At 60.7% G+C, this 24,735-nt stretch carries 23 protein-coding genes; 9 read left to right on the top strand and 14 right to left on the bottom strand.

Translation table 11 applies throughout. The features are described from left to right. Nucleotides 1-13: 13 nt before the first annotated feature. The 5 genes from RLN94_RS21910 to hslO all read right to left on the bottom strand — a co-directional run bounded on the left by RLN94_RS21910 (nucleotide 14) and on the right by hslO (nucleotide 6,011). Nucleotides 14-1,237 carry a class I SAM-dependent RNA methyltransferase gene (locus tag RLN94_RS21910; protein WP_350130823.1) on the bottom strand — a complete coding sequence of 408 codons (1,224 nt, stop codon included), beginning with the start codon at nucleotides 1,235-1,237 and terminating at the stop codon, nucleotides 14-16. Between the two features lie 3 nt (nucleotides 1,238-1,240). Beyond that, on the bottom strand, nucleotides 1,241-3,100 hold the full coding sequence (locus tag RLN94_RS21915) for an ABC transporter ATP-binding protein (protein WP_350130822.1): 1,860 nt from the start codon (nucleotides 3,098-3,100) through the stop codon (nucleotides 1,241-1,243). A 172-nt stretch (nucleotides 3,101-3,272) separates the two neighbouring features. Further along, nucleotides 3,273-4,427, bottom strand: a complete 1,155-nt coding sequence (locus RLN94_RS21920) for a CCA tRNA nucleotidyltransferase (RefSeq protein ID WP_350130821.1) — start codon at nucleotides 4,425-4,427, stop codon at nucleotides 3,273-3,275. Beyond that, nucleotides 4,424-5,026, bottom strand: coding sequence for a CoA pyrophosphatase (locus RLN94_RS21925; RefSeq protein WP_502949471.1), 603 nt, complete (start codon nucleotides 5,024-5,026; stop codon nucleotides 4,424-4,426). Before RLN94_RS21925 ends, RLN94_RS21920 begins: the two co-directional genes overlap by 4 nt. Then, nucleotides 5,016-6,011, bottom strand: coding sequence for an Hsp33 family molecular chaperone HslO (hslO, locus tag RLN94_RS21930; protein ID WP_350130819.1), 996 nt, complete (start codon nucleotides 6,009-6,011; stop codon nucleotides 5,016-5,018). The genes RLN94_RS21925 and hslO overlap by 11 nt, the downstream gene beginning before the upstream one ends. Before the next feature lie 76 nt (nucleotides 6,012-6,087). Here hslO and RLN94_RS21935 point away from each other — a divergent pair, with 76 nt between their 5' ends. Next, the gene (locus tag RLN94_RS21935; protein WP_350130818.1) at nucleotides 6,088-6,531 is read left to right on the top strand and encodes an NUDIX domain-containing protein; all 444 of its coding nucleotides are present in this window, start codon (nucleotides 6,088-6,090) and stop codon (nucleotides 6,529-6,531) included. Here RLN94_RS21935 and RLN94_RS21940 read toward each other — a convergent pair. Then, nucleotides 6,518-7,783, bottom strand: a complete 1,266-nt coding sequence (locus RLN94_RS21940) for a PP2C family protein-serine/threonine phosphatase (protein ID WP_350130817.1) — start codon at nucleotides 7,781-7,783, stop codon at nucleotides 6,518-6,520. The genes RLN94_RS21935 and RLN94_RS21940 overlap by 14 nt on opposite strands. Before the next feature lie 156 nt (nucleotides 7,784-7,939). Between RLN94_RS21940 and RLN94_RS21945 the strand changes: the two genes are divergently transcribed. Then, entirely contained in the window at nucleotides 7,940-8,272 is a 333-nt protein-coding gene (locus RLN94_RS21945; RefSeq protein WP_350130816.1) for an Hpt domain-containing protein, read from the top strand. On the opposite strand, the gene ilvA is transcribed toward RLN94_RS21945, so the two are convergent. After that, the gene (ilvA, locus tag RLN94_RS21950; RefSeq protein ID WP_350130815.1) at nucleotides 8,269-9,507 is read right to left on the bottom strand and encodes a threonine ammonia-lyase IlvA; all 1,239 of its coding nucleotides are present in this window, start codon (nucleotides 9,505-9,507) and stop codon (nucleotides 8,269-8,271) included. The two genes, RLN94_RS21945 and ilvA, sit on opposite strands and share 4 nt — an antisense overlap. Nucleotides 9,508-9,649: 142 nt before the next feature. Between ilvA and RLN94_RS21955 the strand changes: the two genes are divergently transcribed. After that, nucleotides 9,650-10,876 (top strand): argininosuccinate synthase, encoded by a 1,227-nt coding sequence (locus RLN94_RS21955; RefSeq protein WP_350130814.1) that lies wholly within the window; start codon nucleotides 9,650-9,652, stop codon nucleotides 10,874-10,876. On the opposite strand, the gene RLN94_RS21960 is transcribed toward RLN94_RS21955, so the two are convergent. Both RLN94_RS21960 and RLN94_RS21965 read right to left on the bottom strand, forming a co-directional pair. Continuing rightward, nucleotides 10,866-11,585, bottom strand: coding sequence for a sulfotransferase-like domain-containing protein (locus RLN94_RS21960; RefSeq protein ID WP_350130813.1), 720 nt, complete (start codon nucleotides 11,583-11,585; stop codon nucleotides 10,866-10,868). The genes RLN94_RS21955 and RLN94_RS21960 overlap by 11 nt on opposite strands. Next, nucleotides 11,585-12,493 carry a D-amino acid aminotransferase gene (locus RLN94_RS21965; protein WP_350130812.1) on the bottom strand — a complete coding sequence of 303 codons (909 nt, stop codon included), beginning with the start codon at nucleotides 12,491-12,493 and terminating at the stop codon, nucleotides 11,585-11,587. Before RLN94_RS21965 ends, RLN94_RS21960 begins: the two co-directional genes overlap by 1 nt. Before the next feature lie 177 nt (nucleotides 12,494-12,670). Here RLN94_RS21965 and msrA point away from each other — a divergent pair, with 177 nt between their 5' ends. Further along, nucleotides 12,671-13,336, top strand: coding sequence for a peptide-methionine (S)-S-oxide reductase MsrA (gene msrA, locus RLN94_RS21970; protein ID WP_350130811.1), 666 nt, complete (start codon nucleotides 12,671-12,673; stop codon nucleotides 13,334-13,336). On the opposite strand, the gene RLN94_RS21975 is transcribed toward msrA, so the two are convergent. Both RLN94_RS21975 and RLN94_RS21980 read right to left on the bottom strand, forming a co-directional pair. Beyond that, nucleotides 13,333-14,202 carry a ribokinase gene (locus RLN94_RS21975; RefSeq protein WP_350130810.1) on the bottom strand — a complete coding sequence of 290 codons (870 nt, stop codon included), beginning with the start codon at nucleotides 14,200-14,202 and terminating at the stop codon, nucleotides 13,333-13,335. The genes msrA and RLN94_RS21975 overlap by 4 nt on opposite strands. Nucleotides 14,203-14,208: 6 nt before the next feature. After that, nucleotides 14,209-16,464 carry an NADP-dependent malic enzyme gene (locus RLN94_RS21980; RefSeq protein WP_350130809.1) on the bottom strand — a complete coding sequence of 752 codons (2,256 nt, stop codon included), beginning with the start codon at nucleotides 16,462-16,464 and terminating at the stop codon, nucleotides 14,209-14,211. A 165-nt stretch (nucleotides 16,465-16,629) separates the two neighbouring features. On the opposite strand from RLN94_RS21980, the gene mutS reads away from it, so the two are divergent. Next, the gene (gene mutS, locus RLN94_RS21985; RefSeq protein ID WP_350130840.1) at nucleotides 16,630-19,245 is read left to right on the top strand and encodes a DNA mismatch repair protein MutS; all 2,616 of its coding nucleotides are present in this window, start codon (nucleotides 16,630-16,632) and stop codon (nucleotides 19,243-19,245) included. A gap of 4 nt (nucleotides 19,246-19,249) precedes the next feature. Here the strand turns inward: mutS and RLN94_RS21990 are convergent, their stop codons facing one another. After that, nucleotides 19,250-19,807, bottom strand: coding sequence for a nucleotide exchange factor GrpE (locus RLN94_RS21990; protein ID WP_350130808.1), 558 nt, complete (start codon nucleotides 19,805-19,807; stop codon nucleotides 19,250-19,252). Between the two features lie 10 nt (nucleotides 19,808-19,817). After that, nucleotides 19,818-20,882 carry a heat-inducible transcriptional repressor HrcA gene (gene hrcA, locus RLN94_RS21995; RefSeq protein WP_350130807.1) on the bottom strand — a complete coding sequence of 355 codons (1,065 nt, stop codon included), beginning with the start codon at nucleotides 20,880-20,882 and terminating at the stop codon, nucleotides 19,818-19,820. Nucleotides 20,883-21,005: 123 nt separating this feature from the next. On the opposite strand from hrcA, the gene rph reads away from it, so the two are divergent. The 4 genes from rph to RLN94_RS22015 are packed head-to-tail and all read left to right on the top strand — an operon-like array spanning nucleotide 21,006 to nucleotide 23,830. Next, the gene (gene rph, locus RLN94_RS22000) at nucleotides 21,006-21,722 is read left to right on the top strand and encodes a ribonuclease PH (protein ID WP_350130806.1); all 717 of its coding nucleotides are present in this window, start codon (nucleotides 21,006-21,008) and stop codon (nucleotides 21,720-21,722) included. Next, nucleotides 21,715-22,323 (top strand): RdgB/HAM1 family non-canonical purine NTP pyrophosphatase, encoded by a 609-nt coding sequence (gene rdgB, locus RLN94_RS22005; protein WP_350130805.1) that lies wholly within the window; start codon nucleotides 21,715-21,717, stop codon nucleotides 22,321-22,323. Before rph ends, rdgB begins: the two co-directional genes overlap by 8 nt. Beyond that, nucleotides 22,316-23,473, top strand: a complete 1,158-nt coding sequence (hemW, locus tag RLN94_RS22010; RefSeq protein WP_350130804.1) for a radical SAM family heme chaperone HemW — start codon at nucleotides 22,316-22,318, stop codon at nucleotides 23,471-23,473. The genes rdgB and hemW overlap by 8 nt, the downstream gene beginning before the upstream one ends. Before the next feature lie 3 nt (nucleotides 23,474-23,476). Next, on the top strand, nucleotides 23,477-23,830 hold the full coding sequence (locus tag RLN94_RS22015; protein ID WP_350130803.1) for a YbaN family protein: 354 nt from the start codon (nucleotides 23,477-23,479) through the stop codon (nucleotides 23,828-23,830). Here RLN94_RS22015 and RLN94_RS22020 read toward each other — a convergent pair. Next, nucleotides 23,820-24,722, bottom strand: coding sequence for a ParB/RepB/Spo0J family partition protein (locus tag RLN94_RS22020; protein WP_350130802.1), 903 nt, complete (start codon nucleotides 24,720-24,722; stop codon nucleotides 23,820-23,822). The two genes, RLN94_RS22015 and RLN94_RS22020, sit on opposite strands and share 11 nt — an antisense overlap. Nucleotides 24,723-24,735: the final 13 nt, after the last annotated feature.

Below are 24,735 nucleotides of genomic sequence, written 5' to 3' on the forward strand. Positions count from 1 at the left end.
GAAATACGCAGGTTTACGAGGCGTTCTTTCGAAATTCCGCGACAAGTTCGACATGAACGGACCAGCGAAACTGATCCACGACCCGCAGACGGGTCAGATCATAGCCGTGGCGCACCAAGACGGCGGCATCGCGGGCGAACGTGACCGGGTTGCATGAAACGTGCGCGATCACCGGAACGCCAGATTGCGCAAGTTGCGCAATCTGCGCCTCGGCACCAGCTCGCGGCGGATCGATGATGGCCGCGTCAAAGGCCGAAAGTTCATCCGATTGAAGCGGCTGACGAAACAGGTCGCGGGTTTCCGTCGTGACTTTCCGAACGCCCTTTGCATATCGCCACCCGGCATCGAGGGCGGCGGTCATGGCTCGATCCCCTTCGACAGCGTGTACCGCCGCCTTGCGCGCGGCCGGAAGGGAGAAGGTGCCACAGCCTGCAAACAGATCGACGATGGATGACGCACCGTCGACGATGTCGAGAACGTCGGTCCGAAGTGCGTCTTCACCCTGCTTCGTGGCCTGCAGAAAGGCGCCTGGAGGCGGTACGACCGGAATACCGTCAAACCGCTGCTCCGGTGGCAGGCGCGTGGCAATCATTTCCGCATCCCAGCTCAGCCGCGCCAGGTCACGGTTCTGACAGAGCTCAGCCAATGCCATCCGCAGGGCCCCGTCCAGCGGCTTGCCATCGGTCACCGCGATGTCGAGGCCCGGCTCGGACAGCGTTGTCGCCACGCGCAATGGTGTCTTGCGGCTTGCCCCGATCGCGGCCAGCTTCTCGGCCACCGGCAGCGCTGCCATGAGGCGCGGGTGAAGGAGATGGCAATCCGGGATATCGATAATGGCCTCGGACTGCTTGCCGTGAAACCCCGCCATGGCGCCCTTCTTCGTGCGGCGCGCCGAAAACGTGGCCCTGCGCCGGGAGTTTGGTGGCGACACGTGAATGGGCAGGAATTCCGTCCCGAGGCCTTGAGCCTGCAGGGCCGTTCTGACGATATCGGTTTTCCAGTCAGCCAGCGCCGCATCAGACAGATGCTGCATCTGGCAGCCGCCACAGGACTTGAAGTGGCGGCACGGCGGCGAAACCCGGTCGGAGGACGGCGTGACGATGCGGACGTCTTTCAGGTGCTCTCCGTCGGGCATGCCGGTCACCACCTCGCCCGGAAGGGCACCCGGCACATAGATCGGGCCCTCGGCGACCCCGTCGCCAAGGTGGCCCAGCCGCTTGATCGTGTACTCCGTCAATCCTTACTCCGCCGCGGTCTCGTTGTCGGCCTCTACATCGGCGTTCAGGAACCCGCCCGACTGCCGCTCCCAGAAACGGGCGTAAAGGCCGCCCTTGGCCAGCAGCTCGGTATGGGTGCCTTCCTCGAAGATGCGACCCTGTTCCAGCACGATGATACGATCCATCTGGGCGATGGTCGACAGGCGGTGCGCAATGGCGATGACCGTCTTGCCCTCCATCATCCCGTAGAGGGTCTGCTGAATCGCCGCCTCGACCTCGCTGTCGAGCGCGCTGGTCGCCTCGTCGAGGAGCAGGATGGGCGCATCCTTCAGGATGACACGCGCCAGTGTGATCCGCTGGCGTTGCCCGCCCGAAAGTTTCACACCGCGCTCACCGACATGCGCGTCATAGCCTTTGCGACCCTGGGGATCTTCCAGGTCGAGGATGAATTCGTGCGCCTCGGCCTTGCGGGCCGCTTCCAGCATCTCTTCCTCGCTCGCGTCCGGCTTGCCGTAGAGAATGTTGTCACGCACCGAACGGTGCAGAAGCGCGCTGTCCTGCTGAACCATGCCGACATGGTCGCGAAGACTGTCCTGCTGAATGTGCGATATGTTCTGCCCGTCGATCAGGATGCGACCGTCTTCGGCGTCATAAAAGCGCAGCAACAGCTTGACGAGCGTCGATTTGCCGGCCCCCGACCGCCCGATCAGGCCGATCTTCTCGCCCGGCTCGATGGTCAGGCTCACACGGTCGAGCCCGCCTGCCCCGCGCCCGTAATGATGCGAGACCGCCTGGATTTCGATCCGGCCGTCTGTCATCTGCAGGGGCTTGGCGTTCGGGTCGTCGACAAGGTCGATGGGCTGAGCGATCGTCTCCATCCCTTCGGCGACGACACCGAGTTGGCGGAAGAAGGTCGTAAGCGCCCACATGATCCAGCCGGTCATGGCGTTGAGGCGGAGTGTCAGCGCCGTCGCCGCGGCCACGGCGCCCACCGTCGCACTGCCCTGCATCCAAAGCAGCATGGCCCACCCGACGACACCGACGATCAGCAGCCCGTTCAGGAACACGAGCGCCACATCCATGATGGTGTAGATCCGCATCTCGGCCCGGAACGTCGTCCGGGTGTTCTCGATGGCTTCCTTGGCGTATTCAAGCTCGCGTTTGTGGTGCGCGAAAAGCTTCACCGAATGGATGTTGGTATAGGCATCCACCACGCGCCCCGTCACCTGCGACCGCGCGTCTGACGCCGCCTTCGACGCCGGCCCGACGCGCCGCATGACCCAGCGAACGAGGATGGCGTAGAGCACAAGCCAGATGACCATCGGGATCGCCAGCCGCGGATCCGCATCCGACAGCATCAGCGCCGCACCGATCACGTAGGCCAGAGCGAAGGTGATGGCGTCGAACACCTGGAACACGGCTTCTCCCGCGGCGGGCGGGGTCTGCATGATCCGGTTGGCAATGCGCCCGGCGAAATCATTCTCGAACCAGCCCACCGACTGCCGCAGCACGTGCTTGTGCGAGCGCCAGCGGATCAGGGTGCCGAAGTTCGGGATGATCGTGTTGTTGAGCAGCAGCACATCGATCGCCTGCACCAGCGGTCGCAGGATCAGAATGAACAGGGCCACCACGATCAGCTCGAGACCGTATTGCTGCCACACCGTTTCCGGCTCTCCGGAAAGGCGATCGACCAGTTGACCCATGTAGTAGATCAGCCAGAGTTCGATACTGGCAACGAGCACCGAGAATATCGCGGTCACGCAGAACACCCGGCGAAACGGTTTCATGTAATCGCGCATGAACGGCCAGAGCCGGGTCGGCGGCGTGTCTGTTTCCGCATACTCACAATACGGATCGACAAGATTCTCGAAAAACTTGAACATGGAACGGCATCCTGATCGGGGGGCGCAAAGCAACGCAGCACAAGCCGCGCGCGGTATCACATAGGACGGATTATGGGCTTAGCTAAGCCAGATCCCGCGATACATCTTGCGTCCCTCCTTCGTCAGTCCTGCGAAGATGGCCCGTTTTTGATCAGATTGTCAATTGAAGTCTCTATGACAGGTCGGAACCAAGCAGGTCGTCGCGGCCGAGTGTGAAACCGGACTCGATCCATTTCGTCTCCAGTTCGGTCAGCTTTTGGCCAAGGGCCTTGCCCTGGTAGCCCGGCATCAGGTCAGCCGCGGATACGGGGAAATCAGCCGAGGCACCTTGCGCGATGCGTTCCAGCTCAGTCGCGGAGGGTTCACGGTTCTCTGCCGCTGATCTCAGAAGCAGGATATCGACACCGGCATCCTTCCCGAACCTGTACCCGATTTCGCCTGCATCGAACATGCTTTCCAGTCCATCCTGGATTCGGGAAAGCTGTTTGACTTGGGCTCGGCTCAAACGAAGGTGCTCGGCCTGATCCGAACCACCGAGAGCGGCCAGCCTGCGGATTGGATCAACCTTAACTGACAGCGATTGTTCAAGATGGACAAGCGGCCCCAGAAGGCCGTCATCCGCACCGGGCAGGATGTGCCTAAGGATGCCGGCCCCGCGCATCGAGGCCACGGCGGCCGCAGGCTCCGGCGCAGCGAGGAGCTTCAGGACCTCCGATCCGACCCGTTCCTTCGAGAGGGTCTGGATACCGTCGGCCAGCGTGGCACAGGCGGCAAGACCGTCTTCGTCAAGCCCGCCCGACCCGTACCAGGCATGGAATCGGAAAAAGCGAAGGATGCGCAGGTAGTCTTCGCGAATCCGTTGCTCGGGATCCTCGATGAAGCGGACGTGGCCCGCCTGAAGGTCCGGAAGCCCGTTGAGAGGGTCGATCAGTTTGCCATCCGAACGCGCGTAGAGGGCGTTCATCGTGAAATCGCGGCGGCGTGCGTCTTCTTCCACGTCGTCGGAAAAGGCGACCGTGGCGCGACGGCCATCGGTTTCGACATCCTTGCGGAACGTCGTAACCTCGTGGGGGAGACCACTTGCAATGACGGTGATCGTGCCATGTTCGATGCCGGTCGGCACCGCCTTCAGGCCGGCCGCGTCCGCCAAGGTAATTACATGTTCCGGACGGGCATCGGTGGCGATGTCGATGTCGCGCACCGGCATTCCGAGAAGATCGTCCCGTACACAGCCACCGACGAAGAGCGCCTGATAGCCAGCGCTTTCAAGCGCGCGGCAAACGGCCTGGGTGGGCGCGTTCCTGATCCAGTCGCCGGTAAGTCTCATCTGCTCTCGAGCGCGTCAGCCATGGATCGCAGGATACGCGCCGTCGCCCCCCAGATATAGTAGGGACCGAAAGGGACCGTATAGTAGTGCCTGCGGCTTCCCCGCCAACGGCGTGACTGCACGCTGAAGTGAGCCGGCGTCAGGATATGTTCGAGCGGTACATCGAACACCTCCTCCACTTCGCCAAGCTCCGGAACCGGCGTGAACGGCTCTCGTACCAGGGCGATAACCGGGGTAACCCAAAAACCGGTCACCGTCTCGTGTGCCGGCATGAGACCGAGAACCTCGACATTCTCCGGTGCGAGGCCGATCTCCTCGTGTGCCTCGCGCAGCGCAGCCGCCGTGATATCGGCGTCGCCCTCGTCCTGCTTGCCACCGGGAAACGCGATCTGCCCGGGGTGATGCTTGAGCGCCGACGACCGCTTCGTGAGGTATAATCGCGACGTTTCCCCCTGGGCCAGCACAGGCACGAGCACGCCTGCCGGTCGAAGCTTTCGCCCCTCCGGCAGCACGGTATCCGGATTCAGGTCATAATCGGAAGACGGCGCGCGAGCCTGAGAGACGGCCGTTCGCAGGCGGCCGGCGGCGTCACCGGTCATCATCGGGCGTGTCGGGCGCATCGAACCCGAGGGTCGCCGGGTCGAGCCGGTAATGGGCGCCACAGAACTGACAATCTGCGGTCACGACGCCTTCCTCGGTCGTCATGGTTTCGATATCGCGGGCGGAATAGATCGACAGGCTTTGCCGCACGCGGTCTTCCGAACAGGTACAGCCGAAGCGAACCGGCTGAAACTCGTAGGCGCGCGGCACTTCCTCGTGGAACAGCCGCACGAGAAGATCGGCCGGTGCGACCGACGGACCGATCAGCTCCAGCGCCTCGACGGTATCGAGCAGGATGTTGACCCGGTTCCAGTTTTCCTCGCCCTCTTCGCCGACCACGTCATCCGCGACCAATAGGCCTCCTTCCCCGGTGCCGCCATCCATTATGCCGGGAGAAGCCTTGGGCATATGCTGAACCATGATGCCCCCGGCACGCCAGTGTTCGGCTTCCCCACGCTCGGTCGATTTCCCGAAGCTCAGCTCGAAACGTGTAGGCAATTGTTCCGACTGGGCGAAATATGCCTCGGCACAGGCGCTCAGGCTGCCGCCAGCGATCGGGGTGATGCCCTGATACGGATCGGACCCCGGGCCCTGATCGATCACGACAGAGAAGTATCCCTTGCCAAGCTGGTCGAAGGGCCGTTCGTGGGTCACGCGGTCTCTGTCAAAGCTGGCATAGGCGCGAATTCGGGCCATCTCGCCCTCATCCTGCGGTGCATAGTAGTCGGTTGCGATCATGCGCACCGGACCGTCCGTCTGGACCTGAAGAGAGAGCTTCCAGCGCAGCTTGATCGTCTGACCGATAAGAGCGGTCAGCAGGGCCATTTCGGCCACAAGGGCTTCGACGGCCGGAGGATAATCATGCTGGCGCAGAATGCCATCAAGCACGCCGTCCAACCGGGCGAGGCGGCCGCGCATGTCGGAGGCATCGAGCTGGAACGGCAGGATCGTATCATCCCACGCGATTTTCTGACCAAGTGTCATGGAGTTTCCTTAAGCCGCGGAAATTGGCATACCGCGACTATATATGAACCGCCAGTGATGATCCAAGAGAGGCTGCATGATCCCCAGATTCGGCCCGGTGCCCCGCCGTGACATCGCCTATTCGCACCGCATGGGTGCATATGCCATCCTCGCGCGGCAAGGTCAGCTGCTGCTTACGTTGCAACACGAGCCTGAACCGGAACTGCAATTGCCCGGTGGGGGTATCGATCCCGGCGAATCGCCACTCAGGGCTTTACATCGCGAGGTCTACGAAGAAACCGGATGGGTCATCGGCGAGCCAAGAAGGTTGGGGGCATTTCGGCGTTTCGTGTACATGCCGGAATACGACAAATGGGCGGAAAAGCTTTGTCTGATCTACACGGCGTTTCCCGTTCGCCCTCATGGCCCCCCGGCCGAAGCCGGGCATACCGCATTGTGGGCCAGCCCGGAAATTGCCGCCAGGTCTCTCGGCAATTCGGGCGACAGGCATTTCGTGCGGGCCTATGTCAGCGCCCGTTGAATTCAAGCAGGACGGCCGAAACGTCATCGTCGAACTGATCTGTTTCCGTGATGTCGGCGAGATGCCAGACCAGCGATTCAAGGCAATCAGCCCCGCGTGACCGCCGTAGCCCTGTCACTACTTCCGCAAGGCCGGTCTCGCCCAGCATGTCGCCGCGGCGGTCGCGGCATTCTATCATGCCGTCTGAGTAGATCAGCAGCCGATCGCCTGGAGACAGGTGCACCTTGCGCGTTTGATACGTCGCCTGACCCAGCAAACCGACAGGCAACCCGCCGTCGCCGGCATATTCGATCTGGCCACAGGCACGCTGAACCAGAGGCGCCGGATGCCCGGCCTGGACAAAGGCGACTTCCCCGGTTTCGAGATCAAGTACCGCCAGAAGCAAGGTAAGGTAATGCTCGGTCTCGATCTCTCCCAGAATGAGTTCGTTCAGTATCGAGGCGGTTTGGCCGGGGCAACGCCCTTGGAAGCTGCCGTGCTCATTAGTGACGAGCGCGATATTCTGCTCGGGGGTCGTCGCTGAAAGGTATCCGGCAAGCCGGGCTGTCATCAGTGCCGAGCTGATTCCGTGGCCCGAGACATCCATGCCGTACACGCCAATCTGCGTTTCGCTGATCTGGAACATTCCGACCAGATCGCCTCCGACATGTCCGCAGGAATGCAACATCAGGGACACTTCCGCACTGCCGAAATCCCGATACCGCTCGCGAACGAGGGACTGTTGCAGCTTTCGGGCCTCCACGAGATCGCCGTTGATGGCATCGTGAATCTGTTGGAGTTCATCCAGCGTCGTCCGCACCAGCCGATTTTTTTCTGTAAGTTCCCTTTCCATCCGCACGACCCGTTCGGCCGCAGTGATACGTGCGCGAAGGTCGGCAGCGTTGACCGGCTTTGTCAGGAAGTCGTCGGCGCCGGCGTCGAAACCGCGCGCCATGTCCTGCCTGTCACTCTTTGAAGTCAGCAATATGAAGTACCCATACCCCTCTCGCTGCATCTGGCGAAATTGATTGCAGAATGCCAGCCCGTTCATGCCCGGCATCATCCAGTCACTGAATACGAGGTCCGGAGGATCGGTCCGGCACGAAAGCAGGGCTTCCTGGCCGGAGGCAGCTTCGCGTACCGAATACCCGGCCTGACGCAACATTCGCGACAACGTGAGCCTCTGCGAAGGGCTGTCATCCACGACAAGCACCTTGCGCACCGCCTTGGATGAGTCCTCCGGCCCAGCCTGATGTTTTGAAACCTGCGCCACCTGCCACCGCCTCTAGCCTTGTGACATCCGACTAGCGCCCGCGGTTTAACCAACGATGAAGTGCGAAATTTGCCTCTAAACGGAGCTAAACCCTCAACCTTTGATTAACTCATCAGGCCTAACCTCGGGAACAAGAAGGAATTCCGGGGTAACGTGATGATCGATTGGAACCGTGTAAGCGAACTGCGCGAGGAAGTCGGGGAAGACAACTTTGACGAGGTGATCGACCTGTTTCTGTTCGAGGTCGAAGACGAACTGGCCAGGCTGAGGCATTGCCGCGACGCCGAGACGCTTGCCGCAAGGTTGCATTTTCTCAAGGGGAGTGCGCTGAACCTTGGCTTCGCGGCATTCTCTGATTTGTGTCAGGCCGGGGAAACTGCGGCCGGCAAAAGCGCCGAACCCGAAACGGACACCGACGCCATTCTTACATGTTATGACCAGTCGAAGCAGGCCTTCGTTCGCGGTCTGCACCGTTTCGCGGCAGCCTAGATCAGGAACTCTGCGAGCACTTCGTCATTTGTGATGTCCCGGAACGCAAAGCCGGAGGTCTTCATACTCGCTTCAATCCGCGCGAAATTCTCCGCGCTGCTGGCCTCGATCCCTATCAGGACCGAACCGAAGTTGCGGGCGGATTTCTTCAGGTACTCGAAGCGCGAGATGTCATCGTGCGGTCCCAGTATGTTCAGAAAATCCCGCAGCGCGCCCGGCCTCTGTGGCATTCTCAGGATGTAGTATTTCTTGATACCGGAAGACCGAAGGGCACGTTCGCGAACCTCGGGCAGACGCTCGAAGTCGAAATTGCCGCCGGACGTGACACAAACCACCCGTTTGCCGCGAACGAACTTACGAAGATCTTTCAGGGCATCGACGGCCAACGCGCCCGCGGGCTCCAGAACGATACCTTCCACATTCAACATTTCGAGGATCGTCATACAAAGCCGGTCTTCATTGACCGTCATTGCGCACTCAGGGTCGAGATCGCCCAGGCGTTCGAATGTCTTTTCCCCGATCTGCGCAACGGCGGCTCCATCGGCGAAGGTTACCACCTGGCTCAGACGCACGGGTCGACCTGCCTGTAAAGCCGCGCCGAGACAGGCGCCGCCCTCCGGTTCCACGAGGGCATACCCGCAGTAATCGCCGAGATAGCTGCGCACGCCGGCGGACAGGCCACCCCCGCCCACCGGCATGACGATCAGGTCGGGCGCGCCGCCGAGTTGCGTTTCGATCTCGACACCAACCGACGCCTGCCCCTCGATCACATCCACATCATCGAAGGGGGACAGGAAATGCCCGCCCTTTTCGGCACAATGTGCCTTCGCGGCGGCGAGCGTGTCGTCGAAATAGTCACCGGTCAGTTCCACGGTCACGAATTCACCACCGAAACTTTTGGTTTTCATGATTTTCTGCTGCGGCGTCGTCACGGGCATGAAAACCATGCCCTTCACACCGAAATGGCGGCACATGAAGGCAACGCCCTGAGCGTGATTGCCGGCGCTGGCACAAACGAATGTCGTAGTGTCAGGGGTCCTTTCCAGCACTTTGCGCATCGCGTTGAACGCTCCGCGCAATTTGTATGATCTCACAGGCGTCAGATCTTCCCGCTTCAAGAAAATCTCCGCCTCGTACCGTTCCGACAGGTGATCGTTCCGTTGCAGCGGCGTAGGATCGAAAACGTCGCGCATTGCGGCTTCGGCGGTTCGGGCGAGGGTGCGAAAATCGGTCATGCCGGTGTCAGTGTCGCATTAACCGGGCCCTGACAAGATGCTGCGATAAAGAATACCTGGGCATACAGCGAACGACTGCACCTTGCCCAGCGTGACAAAAGCCGATAATCGCCTCGCCCAAGACCGTGCAAAGGGGAAAGCGATGTCCGCGCCGAAGAAAGTCGTTCTGGCCTATTCCGGGGGGCTTGATACCTCGATCATCCTGAAATGGCTGCAAACCGAGTACGGATGCGAAGTGGTGACCTTTACCGCCGATCTGGGCCAGGGCGAAGAGCTCGACCCGGCGCGCGAGAAGGCAGAGCTGCTGGGGATCAAGCCCGACAACATTTATATCGAGGACATTCGAGAAGAATTCGTCCGCGACTTCGTGTTTCCGATGTTCCGGGCCAATGCCGTCTACGAGGGGCTCTACCTGCTCGGCACGTCGATCGCCCGCCCGTTGATCTCCAAGAGATTGGTCGAGATCGCCGAGGAAACCGGCGCCGACGCCGTGGCGCACGGAGCCACCGGCAAGGGCAACGACCAGGTTCGGTTCGAACTGGCCGCCTATGCGCTCAACCCGGAGATAAAGGTCATCGCCCCCTGGCGGATCTGGGATCTGACCAGCCGGACCAAGCTGATCGACTTTGCCGAGAAGAACCAGATCCCGATCGCAAAGGACAAGCGTGGCGAAGCGCCGTTCTCGGTCGATGCGAACCTCCTGCACACCTCCTCCGAGGGAAAGGTCCTGGAAGATCCCGCCGAAATGGCGCCGGACTACGTGTATCAGCGCACCACCCATCCCGAGGACGCGCCAAACGAGGCAGAGTATATCGAGGTGGGGTTCGAAAAGGGCGACGCGAAATCCATCAATGGTGAAACGCTGTCTCCCGCGACCCTTCTGACGAAGCTGAACGAGCTGGGTGGCAAGCATGGCATTGGCCGGCTCGACCTGGTTGAAGGGCGTTTCGTAGGTATGAAATCGCGCGGGATCTACGAAACCCCCGGCGGCACCATTCTGCTTCAGGCGCATCGCGGTATCGAGCAGATCACGCTCGACCGCGGCGCCGCTCACCTGAAAGACGAGCTCATGCCGCGCTATGCCGAGTTGATCTATAACGGCTTCTGGTTCAGCCCGGAGCGCGAAATGTTGCAGGCCGCGATTGACCGGAGCCAGGAGCACGTCACCGGTACCGTCCGTCTGAAGCTTTACAAGGGGTCGGTCAACGTCGTCGGGCGCTGGTCGGAGCATTCGCTCTATTCCGAAGCGCACGTGACGTTCGAGGAGGATGCCGGCGCGTACGATCAGAAGGATGCCGCCGGTTTTATCCAGCTCAACGCCTTGCGCCTCAAGCTGCTGGCGGCACGGGACAGGCGTCTCAAACGCTGAGCCTGTCCGAGAAAAGCGGTTCGTAATACGGCAGGGCGGCCTCGGCCAGTTTCGCCTGATCTGCGGTCAGCGCGGGCAAGTCGCCCTCCGCGGCAGCAAACCCGGTAGATCTGTGGACGGCGCAATACCAGTGCGGCGCCCAGACACCATCATCCGGGTGACCTCCCTTTGGCCAGGACAGCATCGCAGGATCCCAGGGAAGGCCGATGGTCTTGCACAGCGCCCGCAACATGGCTTCGGGATCGCGACGGATATCAGCGGAGTCGATGACCACGGGCGCATGACCACGCGCCTGGAGTTGCCTGTAGATGTCGAACTGCTGGGTAAAACCGATATCGGCCAGGGTCGGGTTCTCGTATTTCGCCGAGAAGCTGGCGGCGACACGGGCGGGATGACGGATCAGGAAGACGTTCGTCACCTCCGCAATCCAGTCGCGTGGCACTCCCTCGATCATGTGTTGCGTCATGTGCTTTTGGTAGAAATGCGGTTTTTCCCCCGGGATAGGTCCCAGAAGAGTCTCAATCACCTCGTTCGGCGCAGTGGGTTGCGAGACGATAATCTCATCGCGCATGGGGTGGTTCAGTCCCGTCTGCGTCAGATAAGCCGCGTAAAAAGGTTCGTCGATCACGGCAAAGTCGCCGCGTGCCCCGAAGGCGTACATCATCGCCGTAGACAGGTTGCGCGGCCCTGACCACATCGCAATCCGCATCAGGTGGTTTCCTGCTGGATCAGGGTTTTGTAGAGCCCCTGGATCGTCTTCGTCACCGGTCCAAGCTGACCATCGCCGATGACCCGCCCGTCGATTTCGCCGACCGGTGTCTGCGCTCCGAATGTGCCGGTCAGAAACGCTTCGTCGGCGCCATACGTATCGACAAGAGAGTAGTTCCGTTCGTACACGGGAATCTGGTTCTCGCGGCACAGGTCGATGACCTTCTGCCGGGTTATGCCATTCATGCAATAGTCGCCCGTGCTGGTCCAGACGGCCCCCTTTCGCACAATGAAGAAATTGCATGCGTTGGTGGTATTCACGAAACCATTTACATCGAGCATCAACCCTTCGTCAGCGCCGGCCTTTTCCGCGGCGATGCAGGCGAGAATGCAGTTCAGCTTGGAATGGGAGTTGAGCTTCGGGTCCTGCGTCATCGGAAGTCCGCGCAGATGCGGCACCGTCGCCAGCCGGATCGGCCGGCCAATCTGCGGCTTGGAATGCTCCATGATAATGGTCACGGTCGGACCCTGCTTCGACAGGGAAGGATGCTGGAACGGCCGGCTTTTCACCCCACGTGTCACCATCAGCCTTGCATGGGCATCCGACGTCATCTCGTTGGCGAATTGCGTGTCTAACACGGCCCGAAACATCTCCTCGCGCGTCATCCCGATGTCGAGGTCGATTGCCTTGGCCGCCTCGAACAACCGGTCGAGATGCTCATCGATGAACGCCCAGGTTCCGTTGTAGAGCCGCAACCCTTCCCAGATGCCGTCACCCAGCATGAAGCCGCTGTCATACACGCTGACCACCGCTTCCGCCTTGGGAACGATCTTTCCGTTCATCCAGATACGCAGGTTCTCGTTCCGCGCATCTTCCTCGGCCTGATGGGTGGTCTGGTAGTCTGTCATCGCTCATCCCGAATGTTACAAGTGACACCCGCGCCACCATTCGCCGGCACGTTATTTGGCGCAGATTCAGGTGCCAAGGGTAAAATCGGCTCACCACTGCGTGACATGGTGCTCGGCTCTCTTGGTGAGAGACACGCCACCTGTCACAGTCATCGTATTCATTGGGGAGGTCCGTTCATGATCATGCATCTCAAGGAAGTCAAAGCCGCCTTTCTGGCCGGGCTGATCGTTATTGGCGTCGGGGTGCAATGCACGAAGGCGCGCGCGGCCGGGACGGAGGTCCTGACAGTCGCAGGAGGCTGTTTCTGGTGCGTCGAGGCCGATTTCGAAAGCGTCAGCGGCGTGAAGGAAGTTGTGTCAGGATATACCGGCGGCACGACAAAGAACCCGACCTATAAAGAGGTCACGCGGGGCGGAACGGGCCATTACGAAGCTGTTCAGATCTTCTACGATCCGGCCCGCGTCTCGGAAGAGCAGTTGTTGCACTTGTTCTTCAGATCGATCGACCCCACGGACGCCGGTGGCCAGTTCTGCGACCGCGGCGCCAGCTATCGCACCGCGATTTTCACGAGCGATGCGGCAAGTCGGCAGGCTGCCGAGGCGGCCAAGGCCGAGGCGGCGCAGGCCCTAGGCCGGGACATCGTCACGCCCATCCTCAACGCGGGGCCCTTCTACGAGGCAGAGGATTACCACCAGGACTATTACAAAGGCACCAAACTGGTGATCACCCGCGGCGGGCCCAAGAAACAGTCCTCGGCCTATAAGTTCTACCGGGAAGGCTGTAACCGCGACCAGCGCGTTCGGCAGCTCTGGGGATCAGCGGCACCGTTTGCGGGAAGTTAGTCGAGAAACGCCTGAACCTCTGCCAGGGTCGGTATGGCTTCCGCAGTTCCCAAACGTGTCACCGAAATGGCAGCCGCGGCGGCGGCACGGCGAAGCGCTGTTTGAGGGCTCAATCCAGTCGAGATGCCCGCAACGGCATAGCCGGTGAACGTGTCCCCTGCACCGGTCGTATCGACCGCCGTCACCGGGAAGGCTGGAACCGAGGTCGTTTGCATCAGCCGAGTATCGTGCCAGTCGGCGCCCTTGGCCCCCTTGGTCATCAGAACGTTGGCCACGGGCAGGTGAAGCACTTCCCTGCCCAGCGCCTGGCTAAGCTGGCGGGCCTCGATCTCGTTCAGGATCAGAAGGCTCAGAAACGGCAACAAGGATGAGACGGCGTCAGCGTGGAATGGCGCGGCCGAATATGCGACGTTCATGCCTTTGCCAGCCGCAAGCATGGCAGCCTCGACCTGAAGCGAGGTTTCGTTTTGAAGGAGTAGCCAATCACCGCGCTGACCATTCGCCAAGGCCTTCTCGACCACGTCCCGGTTTTGATCATGATTGGCCCCGGGAAAAATTACGATCTGGTTCTCGCCCTGACCGTCGATCATCACGATGGCATGGGCGGTGGGGTGCCTGCTCAGGTGAATGTGCCGCGTATCGACACCCGCGGCCGTCATCCGATCAACGAGCCATTGGCCGTCATTTCCCACAGCGCCGATATGGCAAACCTCCGCTCCGGCCCGGGCGATTGCGACAGATTGGTTCGCCCCCTTGCCCCCAAGGCCGGACTTCATGCCTGTCGCGGCCAGCGTTTCCCCGGGGCCTGGCAGGTGTGGCAGGCTATAGAAATAATCGGCGTTGATCGAGCCGAGGTTGAAGATCATCGACCCTCAACCCACCTTGCAGGCCGCGAGCACGGCCATGTTGAGGATGTCGCTGGCCGTCGATGTCGATGAGCAGATCTGGATCGACTTGTCGATGCCTGACAGAATTGGCCCGATCACCGTGGCGCCCGCCATCTCCTGCATCAGCTTGGTCGAGATCGAGGCTGAATGGCGTGCTGGCACGACGAGGATGTTCGCAGGTCCCGTCAAACGCTGGAACGGGTAGTATTCCTGCGCGGCCTTGTTCAGGGCGACATCCACTGTCATCTCGCCCTCGAATTCGAAATCCACGCCGCGCTTTTCCAGAACCCTCGGCGCACGATGCATCTTTTCGGCGCGTTCCGATCGCGGGTACCCGAACGTCGAGAAAGAAACGAATGCCACGCGCGGTTCGATCCCGAGATTGCGTGCGACATGCACCCCTCGCTCGGCAATGGTGGCGAGATCTTCCTCATCCGGCCATTCATGCACCAGCGTGTCGGTGACCATCACGATCCGCCCTTTGTGCAGCAAAGCCGTCACGCCCACCGCCCCGTGTTCGGCATCCGCGTCGAATACGTGGTTGATACGGTCGAGAACATGGGCAGATTTCCTGGTGGCCCCGGTCACAAGCCCGTCGCCATGCCCATGCGCCAGCATCAGGGCGGAGAACACGTGCCGGTCGCGCGCGGCGAGCCGGTGAATGTCCTGCTGGTCGAACCCCCTTCGCTGGAGCTTACCGTAAAGGAAGGATTTGTACTCCTCGAGATGCTCCGTTTTCGCGGCATTGGTGATCTCGATTTCGGAGATCGCATCTCCGAGACCCGCGGCATCCAGCTTGTGCTGAACGTCATCGTCCCGCCCGACCACGATGGCATGTCCGAAACCGGAGCGCGAGTATTGAACAGCAGCCCGCAGGACGCGCGGGTCGTCGCCCTCGGCAAAGATCATGCGCGCCTGGGCATTGCGGGCGCGCGCGTTGATCGACCGCATGATCGAGGCGGTCGGATCCAGCCGCGATTTCAACGCCAGTTCATACGCATCCATATCGACGATGGGCCGCCGCGCTGCCCCTGTGTCCATGCAGGCTCGGGCAACGGCAGGAGGGATCGTGTGGATCAGTCGCGGATCGAACGGCGTCGGGATGATGTAGTCGCGCCCGAACGAGAGCTTGCGGCCATAGGCAATGGCAACCTCGTCGGGCACATCCTCCCGTGCAAGCCGGGCCAGCGCGTGCGCACAGGCGATCTTCATTTCGTCATTGATCGCCCGGGCATGAACGTCGAGGGCACCACGGAAAAGATACGGGAAGCCCAGAACGTTGTTGACCTGGTTCGGATAGTCCGACCGGCCAGTGGCCACGATCGCATCCTGGCGCACCTCGTGCGCGTCTTCCGGCGTGATTTCGGGGTCGGGGTTGGCCATGGCAAAGATCACCGGGTCCGGCGCCATCGACCTGACCATGTCCTGTGTCACGGCACCTTTTACCGAAACACCCAGGAACACGTCGGCATCCTTCATGGCCTCTTCCAGCGTACGAAGTTCGGTATCCACGGCATGGGCCGATTTCCACTGGTTCATGCCATCTTGGCGGCCCTGGTAGATGACACCTTTCGTATCACAGGCGATGCAGTTCTCGTGCCGCGCCCCCATGGATTTGAGCAATTCGATACAGGCAATTCCAGCGGCCCCGGCCCCATTGAGCACGATCCGGCATTCTTCGATCTTTTTGCCCGACAGGTGCAGTGCGTTCAGGAGCCCGGCAGCACAGATCACGGCTGTGCCATGCTGGTCATCGTGAAAGACGGGAATGTCCATCTGCTCCTTGAGCGCCTGCTCGATGATGAAACATTCCGGCGCCTTGATGTCCTCCAGGTTGATGCCGCCGAAGGTGGGCCCCATCAGCTTGACCGCCTTGATGAATTCCTCGGGCTCTTCGGTGTCGAGCTCGATATCGATCGAGTTGACGTCGGCGAACCGCTTGAACAGAACCGCCTTGCCCTCCATCACCGGCTTCGATCCGAGCGCGCCGAGATTGCCGAGACCAAGTACCGCGGTCCCGTTCGAGATGACCGCAACGAGGTTACCCTTGTTGGTGTAATCGTAGGCAAGCTCCGGCTTCCGCGCGATTTCTTCGCAGGGCACCGCAACGCCCGGCGAATATGCGAGCGAAAGGTCGCGCTGCGTTGTCATCGGCACGGTCGCAGTCACTTCGAACTTGCCAGGCGTCGGCTCGAGGTGGAAGGCAAGTGCCTCTTCGCGGGTATATCTCGGTTTCGACATGGTATGCGCTGTCATCCTGATTGTGTTGATTGATCCTTACCGAGGGTTTGCCCCCGGCTCAACAGCGGTGAGAATTGGGTTTCGCCTGTCATCCCGCGTTTGTAAGGTCTGGCGAGGTGAGAAACGGGGGAAATCGTGACGTCGCAGAAGGCAGCCGTGACGCCGATGATGGCGCAGTACCTTGAGATCAAGGCGCAGTATCCCAATGCGCTCTTGTTCTACCGTATGGGCGATTTCTACGAGCTCTTCTTTGATGATGCCGTGGCCGCGGCCGAGGCATTGGACATCGCGCTGACCAAACGTGGCAAGCATCTCGGCGAAGACATTGCGATGTGTGGCGTGCCCGTTCATTCGGCCGAAGGTTACCTTCTGACGCTGATCCGAAAGGGGTTCCGCGTAGCCGTCTGCGAACAGATGGAAGACCCGGCCGAAGCCAAGAAACGCGGCTCGAAATCGGTGGTAAAACGGGATGTCGTCCGTTTGGTCACCCCCGGCACGCTGACCGAGGAAAGCCTGCTGGAAGCGCGGCGGCACAATTATCTCGCCAGTTTTTCCCGCGTAAGAGGCGAAAGCGCGCTGGCCTGGGTCGACATCTCGACAGGCGGATTTCACGTTATGCCGTTGCCCGAGGTGCGGCTTGGCCCCGAACTGGCAAGGCTGGCGCCGAGTGAACTGATCCTCTCCGAGGCGGATGAGCTGCAACTGGAGGAACTGACCTCGGAAGCTGGCCTCTCGGTCACGCCCCTTGGCCGCTCCGCCTTTGACAGCACAGGCGGGCAAGAGCGGCTCTGCACCCTGTTTGGTGTCGAAACCCTGGAAGCGTTTGGCAGCTTCTCCCGCCCCGAGATTGCTGCGATGGGCGCCCTGGTCGAATATCTCGAGATTACTCAGAAGGGCAAACTGCCGCTCTTGCGCACACCCCTTCGCGAAGCGCAGGCGCGCGTCATGCAGATCGACGCTGCGACCCGGCGCAATCTCGAACTGACGCACGCGCTTTCAGGCGGTCGTTCGGGTTCGCTACTATCCGCGGTGGATCGGACGGTGACCGCGGGCGGTGGGCGTTTAATGGAACGGCGCCTGTCATCACCGTCCCGCGTGCTCGAAGTGATACAAGAGCGGCAGGATGCCGTGGCTTTTGCCGTGGAACAGGCTCGATTCTGCAATGATTTGCGCGAGGCGCTCCGCCGAGTGCCCGACCTTGACCGGGCTCTGTCGCGACTGGCGGTCGACAGGGGCGGGCCGCGCGATCTGGCGGCGATCCGCAACGGTTTGACCCAAGCCGTCCAGATTGCAGCCTTCATAGAGAACCTGGATCTTCCGGACATGATGGCGCGCGTCATCGGTGAGCTTGCCGGCCATGATACCCTACTTGGGCTGCTGGATGAGGCCCTTGTCGCCGAACCTCCGCTGCTTGCGCGCGACGGGGGTTTCATTGCCGAGGGTTACAACGGGGAACTGGACGAAGCGCGGCGCCTTCGCGATGAGGGTCGCGGCGTAATCGCGGGGATGCAAGCCGATTACGTAGACCTGACAGGCATTCAAAGCCTGAAGGTGAAACACAACAACGTGCTGGGCTATTTCGTCGAGGTCACGGCCACCCATGCCGACAAGATGTTGTCATCCCCGCTTAATGAAACCTTCAAGCACCGCCAGACCACCGCCAACCAGGTGCGCTTCACGACGGTGCCGCTCAGCGAGATGGAAACCAAGATCCTGAACGCCGGCGGAAGGGCACTGGAGATCGAGAAGCGGCTCTACGAAAGCCTGAAAGCCAGTGTTCTAGAAAATTCGGCCACCCTCTCGCAAACGGCAACAGCGTTGGCGGAGCTGGATCTGGCGACCGCGCTCGCCGATCTCGCGCGATCCGAAAACTGGTGCCGGCCAAAGGTCGACGGAAGCCGTGCCCTGCTGATCGAGGGCGGGCGGCATCCTGTGGTGGAACGTGCTCTGCGCGCCCAAGGTGGCGACCCGTTTATCGCCAACGATTGCGCATTGGGAGAGGATAGCGACATCTGGCTTCTCACCGGTCCCAACATGGCCGGTAAATCGACCTTTCTTCGTCAGAACGCCCTGATCGCCGTGCTGGCCCAGATGGGCGCCTATGTCCCTGCCCGTTCCGCGCATATCGGCATGATCAGCCAGCTCTTCAGCCGTGTCGGGGCCTCTGACGATCTGGCGCGTGGCCGCTCGACCTTCATGGTGGAGATGGTGGAAACCGCCGCCATTCTGAACCAGGCCGACGATCATGCCCTGGTGATCCTCGACGAAATCGGTCGCGGGACTGCCACGTATGACGGCCTGTCGATCGCCTGGGCGACCCTGGAACACCTGCACGAGATCAACCGCTGTCGCGCCCTTTTCGCAACGCACTACCACGAGCTGACCAACCTCAGCGAGAAACTGGATCGCGTCGATAATGCCACTGTCGCGGTCAAGGAACACGAGGGAGACGTCATTTTCCTGCACGAGGTCCGGAGGGGTGCGGCCGACAGAAGCTACGGCGTTCAGGTCGCCAAACTGGCCGGCTTGCCGCAGTCGGTCGTCGACCGGGCGCGTGTCGTTCTCGACGCGCTTGAAAAGGGTGAACGCGAAGGCCATGGCAAGCGCGAGGCCTTTATCGACGACCTGCCGCTCTTTGCCGCCAGCCCGCCCCCGCAACCGAAAGCGCCGACAGAAACGTCCCTCGCCGAGAAACGACTGGGCGAAGTGCTTCCCGACGAACTGACTCCCCGGGAAGCTCTCGAATTGATCTACGAACTGAAAGGCCTGTTGAAAGGCTGACCTGTCATCCCTGGAATGACGAGACGCCCACCTGCGCAGGCCGCAGGATTCTGTCGTGCAGCATGAAGCCCTGCGCCGAAACCTGGATGATGTCGCCCTGCTTGGTGCCGGGAAGGGGTGCCTCGAACATGGCTTCATGTTGCTGCGGGTCGAACCGATCACCGACCTGCGGGTCGATCACGCGAATACCGTGCTTTTCGAACACCTTGATGAGCTCGCGCATCGTCAGTTCGATACCCTCGATCAGGGGGCCGGCCACTTCGCGCTGATCGTCGGTCACTGATTCCACAGCCCGTTTCATGTTGTCGAACACCGGAAGCATGTCGCGGGCCAACTTGGAACCGCCGTAATTCTCGGCCTCGGTCCGTTCCTTTGCAGCACGTTTGCGAGCGTTCTCGGCATCGGCAAGCGCCCGCATGAACTTGTCCTGCAGCGCGGCGCGTTCCGCTTTCAGCGTCTCGACCTCGTCCTGCTCTTCGGGCGCATCCTCCAAACGGGCTTCCTCCTCGGCCTCCACCTCGGCGATGTCGTCCAGGAACCGGTCTTCGTCACGCTCTGCCATTCTTGCACCTCTAACTTCGATCCGCGATCAGTTTGCCGACGATTTGCGCCGTGTAGTCGACGATCGGCACGATGCGGCCATAGTTCAGGCGCGTCGGGCCAATCACACCCACCGCGCCAATAATCTTTCGGTCAGCGTTCATATATGGAGAGACCACCAAAGAGGAACCCGAAAGTGAGAAAAGTTTGTTCTCTGACCCGATAAAAATGCGCACGCCCTCGCCCTCGTCGGCCAGTTCGAGGAACTCGGCAATGTCCCGCTTCCTTTCAAGGTCATCGAACAGTGTTCGAATGCGTTCCAGGTCTTCTTCCTCGGTCTCCGGATTGAGCAGGTTCGACCGGCCGCGGACGATCAGACGCTCATAATTGTCTGATTCGCCCTCCCAGATCGCGAGGCCGCTCTCGACCAGTTGCTGGGCAAGCTGGTCGATTTCCTGACGCCGCGACTCGATCTCTTTCGCGATGACCGATTGCAGGCCCGACAAGGTCTTGCCCTCAACCAGCGCGTTCAGGAAATTCGCGGCCTCTCTCATCGAACTCGGTGTCTGACCCGGCGGCGGGGTGAATATCCGGTTTTCGACATGCCCGTCGGCAAAGACGAGAACCACCAGCGCGCGATCGTGGCCCAGACCGACGAACTCGATATGCTTGATCGGCGCCTCGTGCTTGGGCGCAAGCACGAGCGACGCCCCATGTGTCACACCAGACAATGCCGAACCGATCCGGTCGAGGGCCGTGCCCACATCGTCGGAGTTGCTGCCGAGTGTCGCGTCGATCATCTGGCGGTCGGTACTGTTGAGGTCACCGACCTCGAGCAGCCCGTCGACGAACATCCGCAATCCTTCCTGCGTCGGAATTCGGCCAGCCGATACATGCGGGCTGTTCAATAGCCCGAGGTATTCCAGATCCTGCATCACATTGCGAATCGTCGCCGCACTGACCTTCTCGCTCATGTTGCGCGTCAGGGTGCGTGAGCCCACCGGGTCACCCGTGGCAAGATAGGTCTCGACAACGCGGCGAAACACTTCGCGCGAGCGTGCGTTCATCTCTTCGAGAACCTTGCCTGCGTCGTTCATTTCGAAGGACATCCTGCTTACGTGATCCGCCATTAAAAACGGACGAGTGAAAAGGTCAATCGGGGTTGCGCTTGCCGACGCCGGCCATGTATCCCCAACGCATCAAGTAACGAGGTATTTGCCATGCGGCCTTCCGGGAGAGACTTAAGCGAGATGCGGCCGGTTTCAATCGAAACCGGGGTCACGAAACACGCCGAAGGATCCTGCCTGATCAAGGTCGGCGATACCCATGTTCTCTGCACAGCGACAATCGAGGATCGCGTTCCACCGTTCATAAAAGGGTCCGGCCTGGGCTGGGTGACGGCAGAGTACGGAATGCTGCCCCGCTCAACAACCAGCCGGATGCGACGTGAGGCGACGGCGGGAAAGCAAGGTGGCCGCACGGTCGAAATCCAACGTTTGATCGGGCGCAGCCTGCGGGCGGGGATCGATCGCGTCGCCCTTGGCGAACGCCAGATCACCGTGGACTGTGATGTGATCCAGGCCGATGGGGGTACGCGCTGTGCGTCGATCACCGGCGGCTGGGTGGCACTGAGGCTTGCGGTTCATAAACTCATGAAGGTCGGCGACGTGATCAGCGATCCGATGATCGATCCGGTGGCCGCTGTAAGCTGTGGCATCTACGCGGGCCAGCCCGTGCTTGACCTCGATTATCCCGAGGACAGCGATGCGGGTGTGGACGGGAACTTTATCATGACCGGCTCCGGTCAATTGATCGAAGTTCAGATGAGCGCCGAAGGTGCAACGTTCTCGCGTTCTCAAATGGAACAGCTGATGGACCTTGCCGAGAAAGGCGTGAACGAGCTGGTCGGCGCACAGAATGCAGCGGTCAATGCATAGGTTCACCGGTGATACGCTGTTGGTGGCAACCCACAACGCCGGAAAGCTGAAGGAAATCAAAAGCTTGCTGGAGCCGTATGGCATTACCGTCATCGGCGCCGCTGAGCGGAACCTACCCGAACCCGAGGAAACGGAAAGCACTTTCGTCGGCAATGCCCGGATCAAGGCGCACAGCGCCGCGAAGGCAACCGGCCTGCCTGCCCTGTCGGACGATAGCGGTATCGAGATCGACGCGCTTGGCGGGATGCCCGGGGTCTGGACAGCGGATTGGGCCGAAACGGAGACGGGACGTGACTTCGTCGTCGCGATGAACCGGGCCCATGACGAGTTGCTCAAGTCCGGCGCGCCGCAGCCTTGGACGGCTCGGTTTTGCTGTACCCTCGTTCTTGCATGGCCGGATGGTCACGACGAGGTTTTTCCGGGCACGGTCGATGGCCACGTGGTGTGGCCCATGCGCGGTGACATGGGGCACGGGTACGACCCCGTTTTCCAACCCAACGGGTACGACCGTACATTCGGTGAGATGGACGGGAACGAGAAAAACCGTATGAGCCACCGTGCCGACGCGTTCGCCAAGCTCGTGCAGGGCTGTTTTGATTGAAGACTGGCAGCATGGCGGCTTCGGCCTCTACGTCCACTGGCCATTCTGCGAATCCAAATGTCCTTACTGCGATTTCAACTCGCATGTCAGCCGGTTCATAGACCAGGACCGTTGGAAGGCGGCCTATCTGGCGGAACTGGACCGGTACGCGGAACTGCTTCCTGGCCGGATCTTGAACACGGTTTTCTTTGGCGGTGGCACGCCCAGCCTGATGGATCCCGCGACCGTTGCTGAAATCATTCAGCGGATCCGAACGAACTGGCCGACCGCCAATGACCTCGAGATCACGCTTGAAGCCAACCCGGGCTCCGTCGAGGCTGGCCGGTTCTCCGATTTCGCTCAGGCCGGCGTGTCCCGTGTCTCGATGGGCGTCCAGGCCCTGAATGATGTCGATCTCCGCCGGCTCGGGCGTCTTCATTCTGTGCGTGAGGCAGAGCAAGCCTTTGAAATTGCAAATAAATTCTTTGATCGGGTAAGCTTTGACCTGATTTACGCGCGCCAGGATCAATCTGTTGAGGCATGGCGCAGGGAACTCCGACAAGCCCTCGACATGGCGGTTGATCACCTTTCCCTGTATCAACTGACGATCGAGCCCGGCACGGCATTCGGCGATCGATACGCGCTTGGGAAACTCAAGGGTTTGCCCGACGATGACATTTCTGGCGATATGTACGAGGTAACACAGGAAGTTTGCGATGCGGCTGGGCTTTCGGCCTACGAGGTATCGAACCACGCGGTCTCAGGCGCCGAGTCCAGGCACAACCTGATTTATTGGCGTTACGGGGATTATGCCGGCATCGGCCCAGGGGCCCATGGCCGTTTGACGATCGGCGGCCAAAGACATGCGACCGAAGCGTTTTCCCAACCGGGGAAGTGGCTGAACGCTGTCGAAGAACATAACCCCGTTGACGCGGTCACAGTGATTGCATCGTCAGACCAAGCAGATGAGTACCTGATGATGGGCCTTCGGATCAGGGAAGGCATTGATAGGGATAGATTCAAGGCTATGTCTGGTCGAGACCTGCCAGCCCAGGCATTGGCTCGGCTTGAAGAGATCGGCATGATTGAAATGGATGGACGGCGGATCAGAACCACTGACAGCGGGCGCATGGTGCTGAACGCCGTGATCAAAGACCTGATGACGGGCTAGGTCATGCGTTTCGTTTGGCTGAGCCTCGGGTTGCTGAGTGTCGGTCTTGGCTTGGTCGGTGTTGTGCTGCCTCTCCTGCCGACGGTACCTTTCTTGCTTCTGGCAGCCTTCTTCTTCGCGCGCTCGTCGGAACGTATGCACACTTGGCTATTGACCCATCCGCGATTTGGCCCGGCGATAATTCACTGGCAAGAACGCGGAGCAATACGCACGGGCGCCAAGAAACTGGCAACCGTTTCCATAGCATTAGTGTTTGCGCTTTCCGTCTTTTTGGGTTTGCGCCCGGAAATCCTCATCATACAGGCGATTGTCCTGTGCTGTGTGCTGATCTTCCTCTGGACGCGGCCTAACTGCTAGAACTCAGGACTCGGCAGAGATCGTCAAGTTGGTCGAGTGACTCGTACGCTATAACAATCTCTCCGCTCTCCTGACCCGACTTGTGGTTGATAACGACCTTCATTCCCAAACCGGCGGAAAGATCGCCTTCGAGAGCCTTTGTGTCCGCATCCTTCTCTGCAACGGGCTTTGTCTTGGGCTTTGACGTGGTGGAAAAGATGTTGTCCTGCTCGGGCTTGGCTAGCTTCTCGGCTTCTCGCACCGACAGGCCCTTCTTGATGATCTGCTTGGCCAGCCCAACCGGATCTTCTGCGGTAATGAGCGTTCTGGCATGCCCCGCTGACAGCTTTCCGTCTCGCACATAGCTTTGAACTTCTTCCGGAAGCGTCAAAAGACGCACCGAGTTCGCGATATGACTACGGCTTTTGCCCAGTGCTGTTGCCAGGCGTTCCTGCGTATGCCCGAATTTCTCCATCAGCTGGTTGTAACCGGCGGCTTCTTCCACCGGGTTCAGATCAGCGCGCTGAACGTTCTCGATGATGGCAACTTCCAGTACCTCGGTATCATCGAAGTCACGCACCAGCGCGGGCACCGCATGCAGCTTTGCCATCTGCGCGGCGCGCCAGCGCCGTTCGCCGGCAACAATTTCGAACTGCCCCTCGCTTCTCGGGCTGGGCCTGACGATCAGCGGCTGGATTATCCCTTTTTCTCGGATGGACGCCGCCAAGTCCTCGAGCGCTTCTGGGTCGAACGACCGCCGCGGCTGGTCCGGATTGGGTGCGATCATTTCGATCGGGATCACCCTGTCAGGATGTTTCGGAGCCTCGGTTTCGTCGCCATGGCCCTCGTTGACGTCTGCCATCAACGCTGAAAGCCCGCGCCCAAGGCCGCGTTTGGGTTTCTTCTCTGCCATCCCGGCCACTCCC

Source organism: Roseovarius sp., assembly GCF_040223625.1.
Classification (GTDB): Bacteria; Pseudomonadota; Alphaproteobacteria; order Rhodobacterales; family Rhodobacteraceae; genus Roseovarius.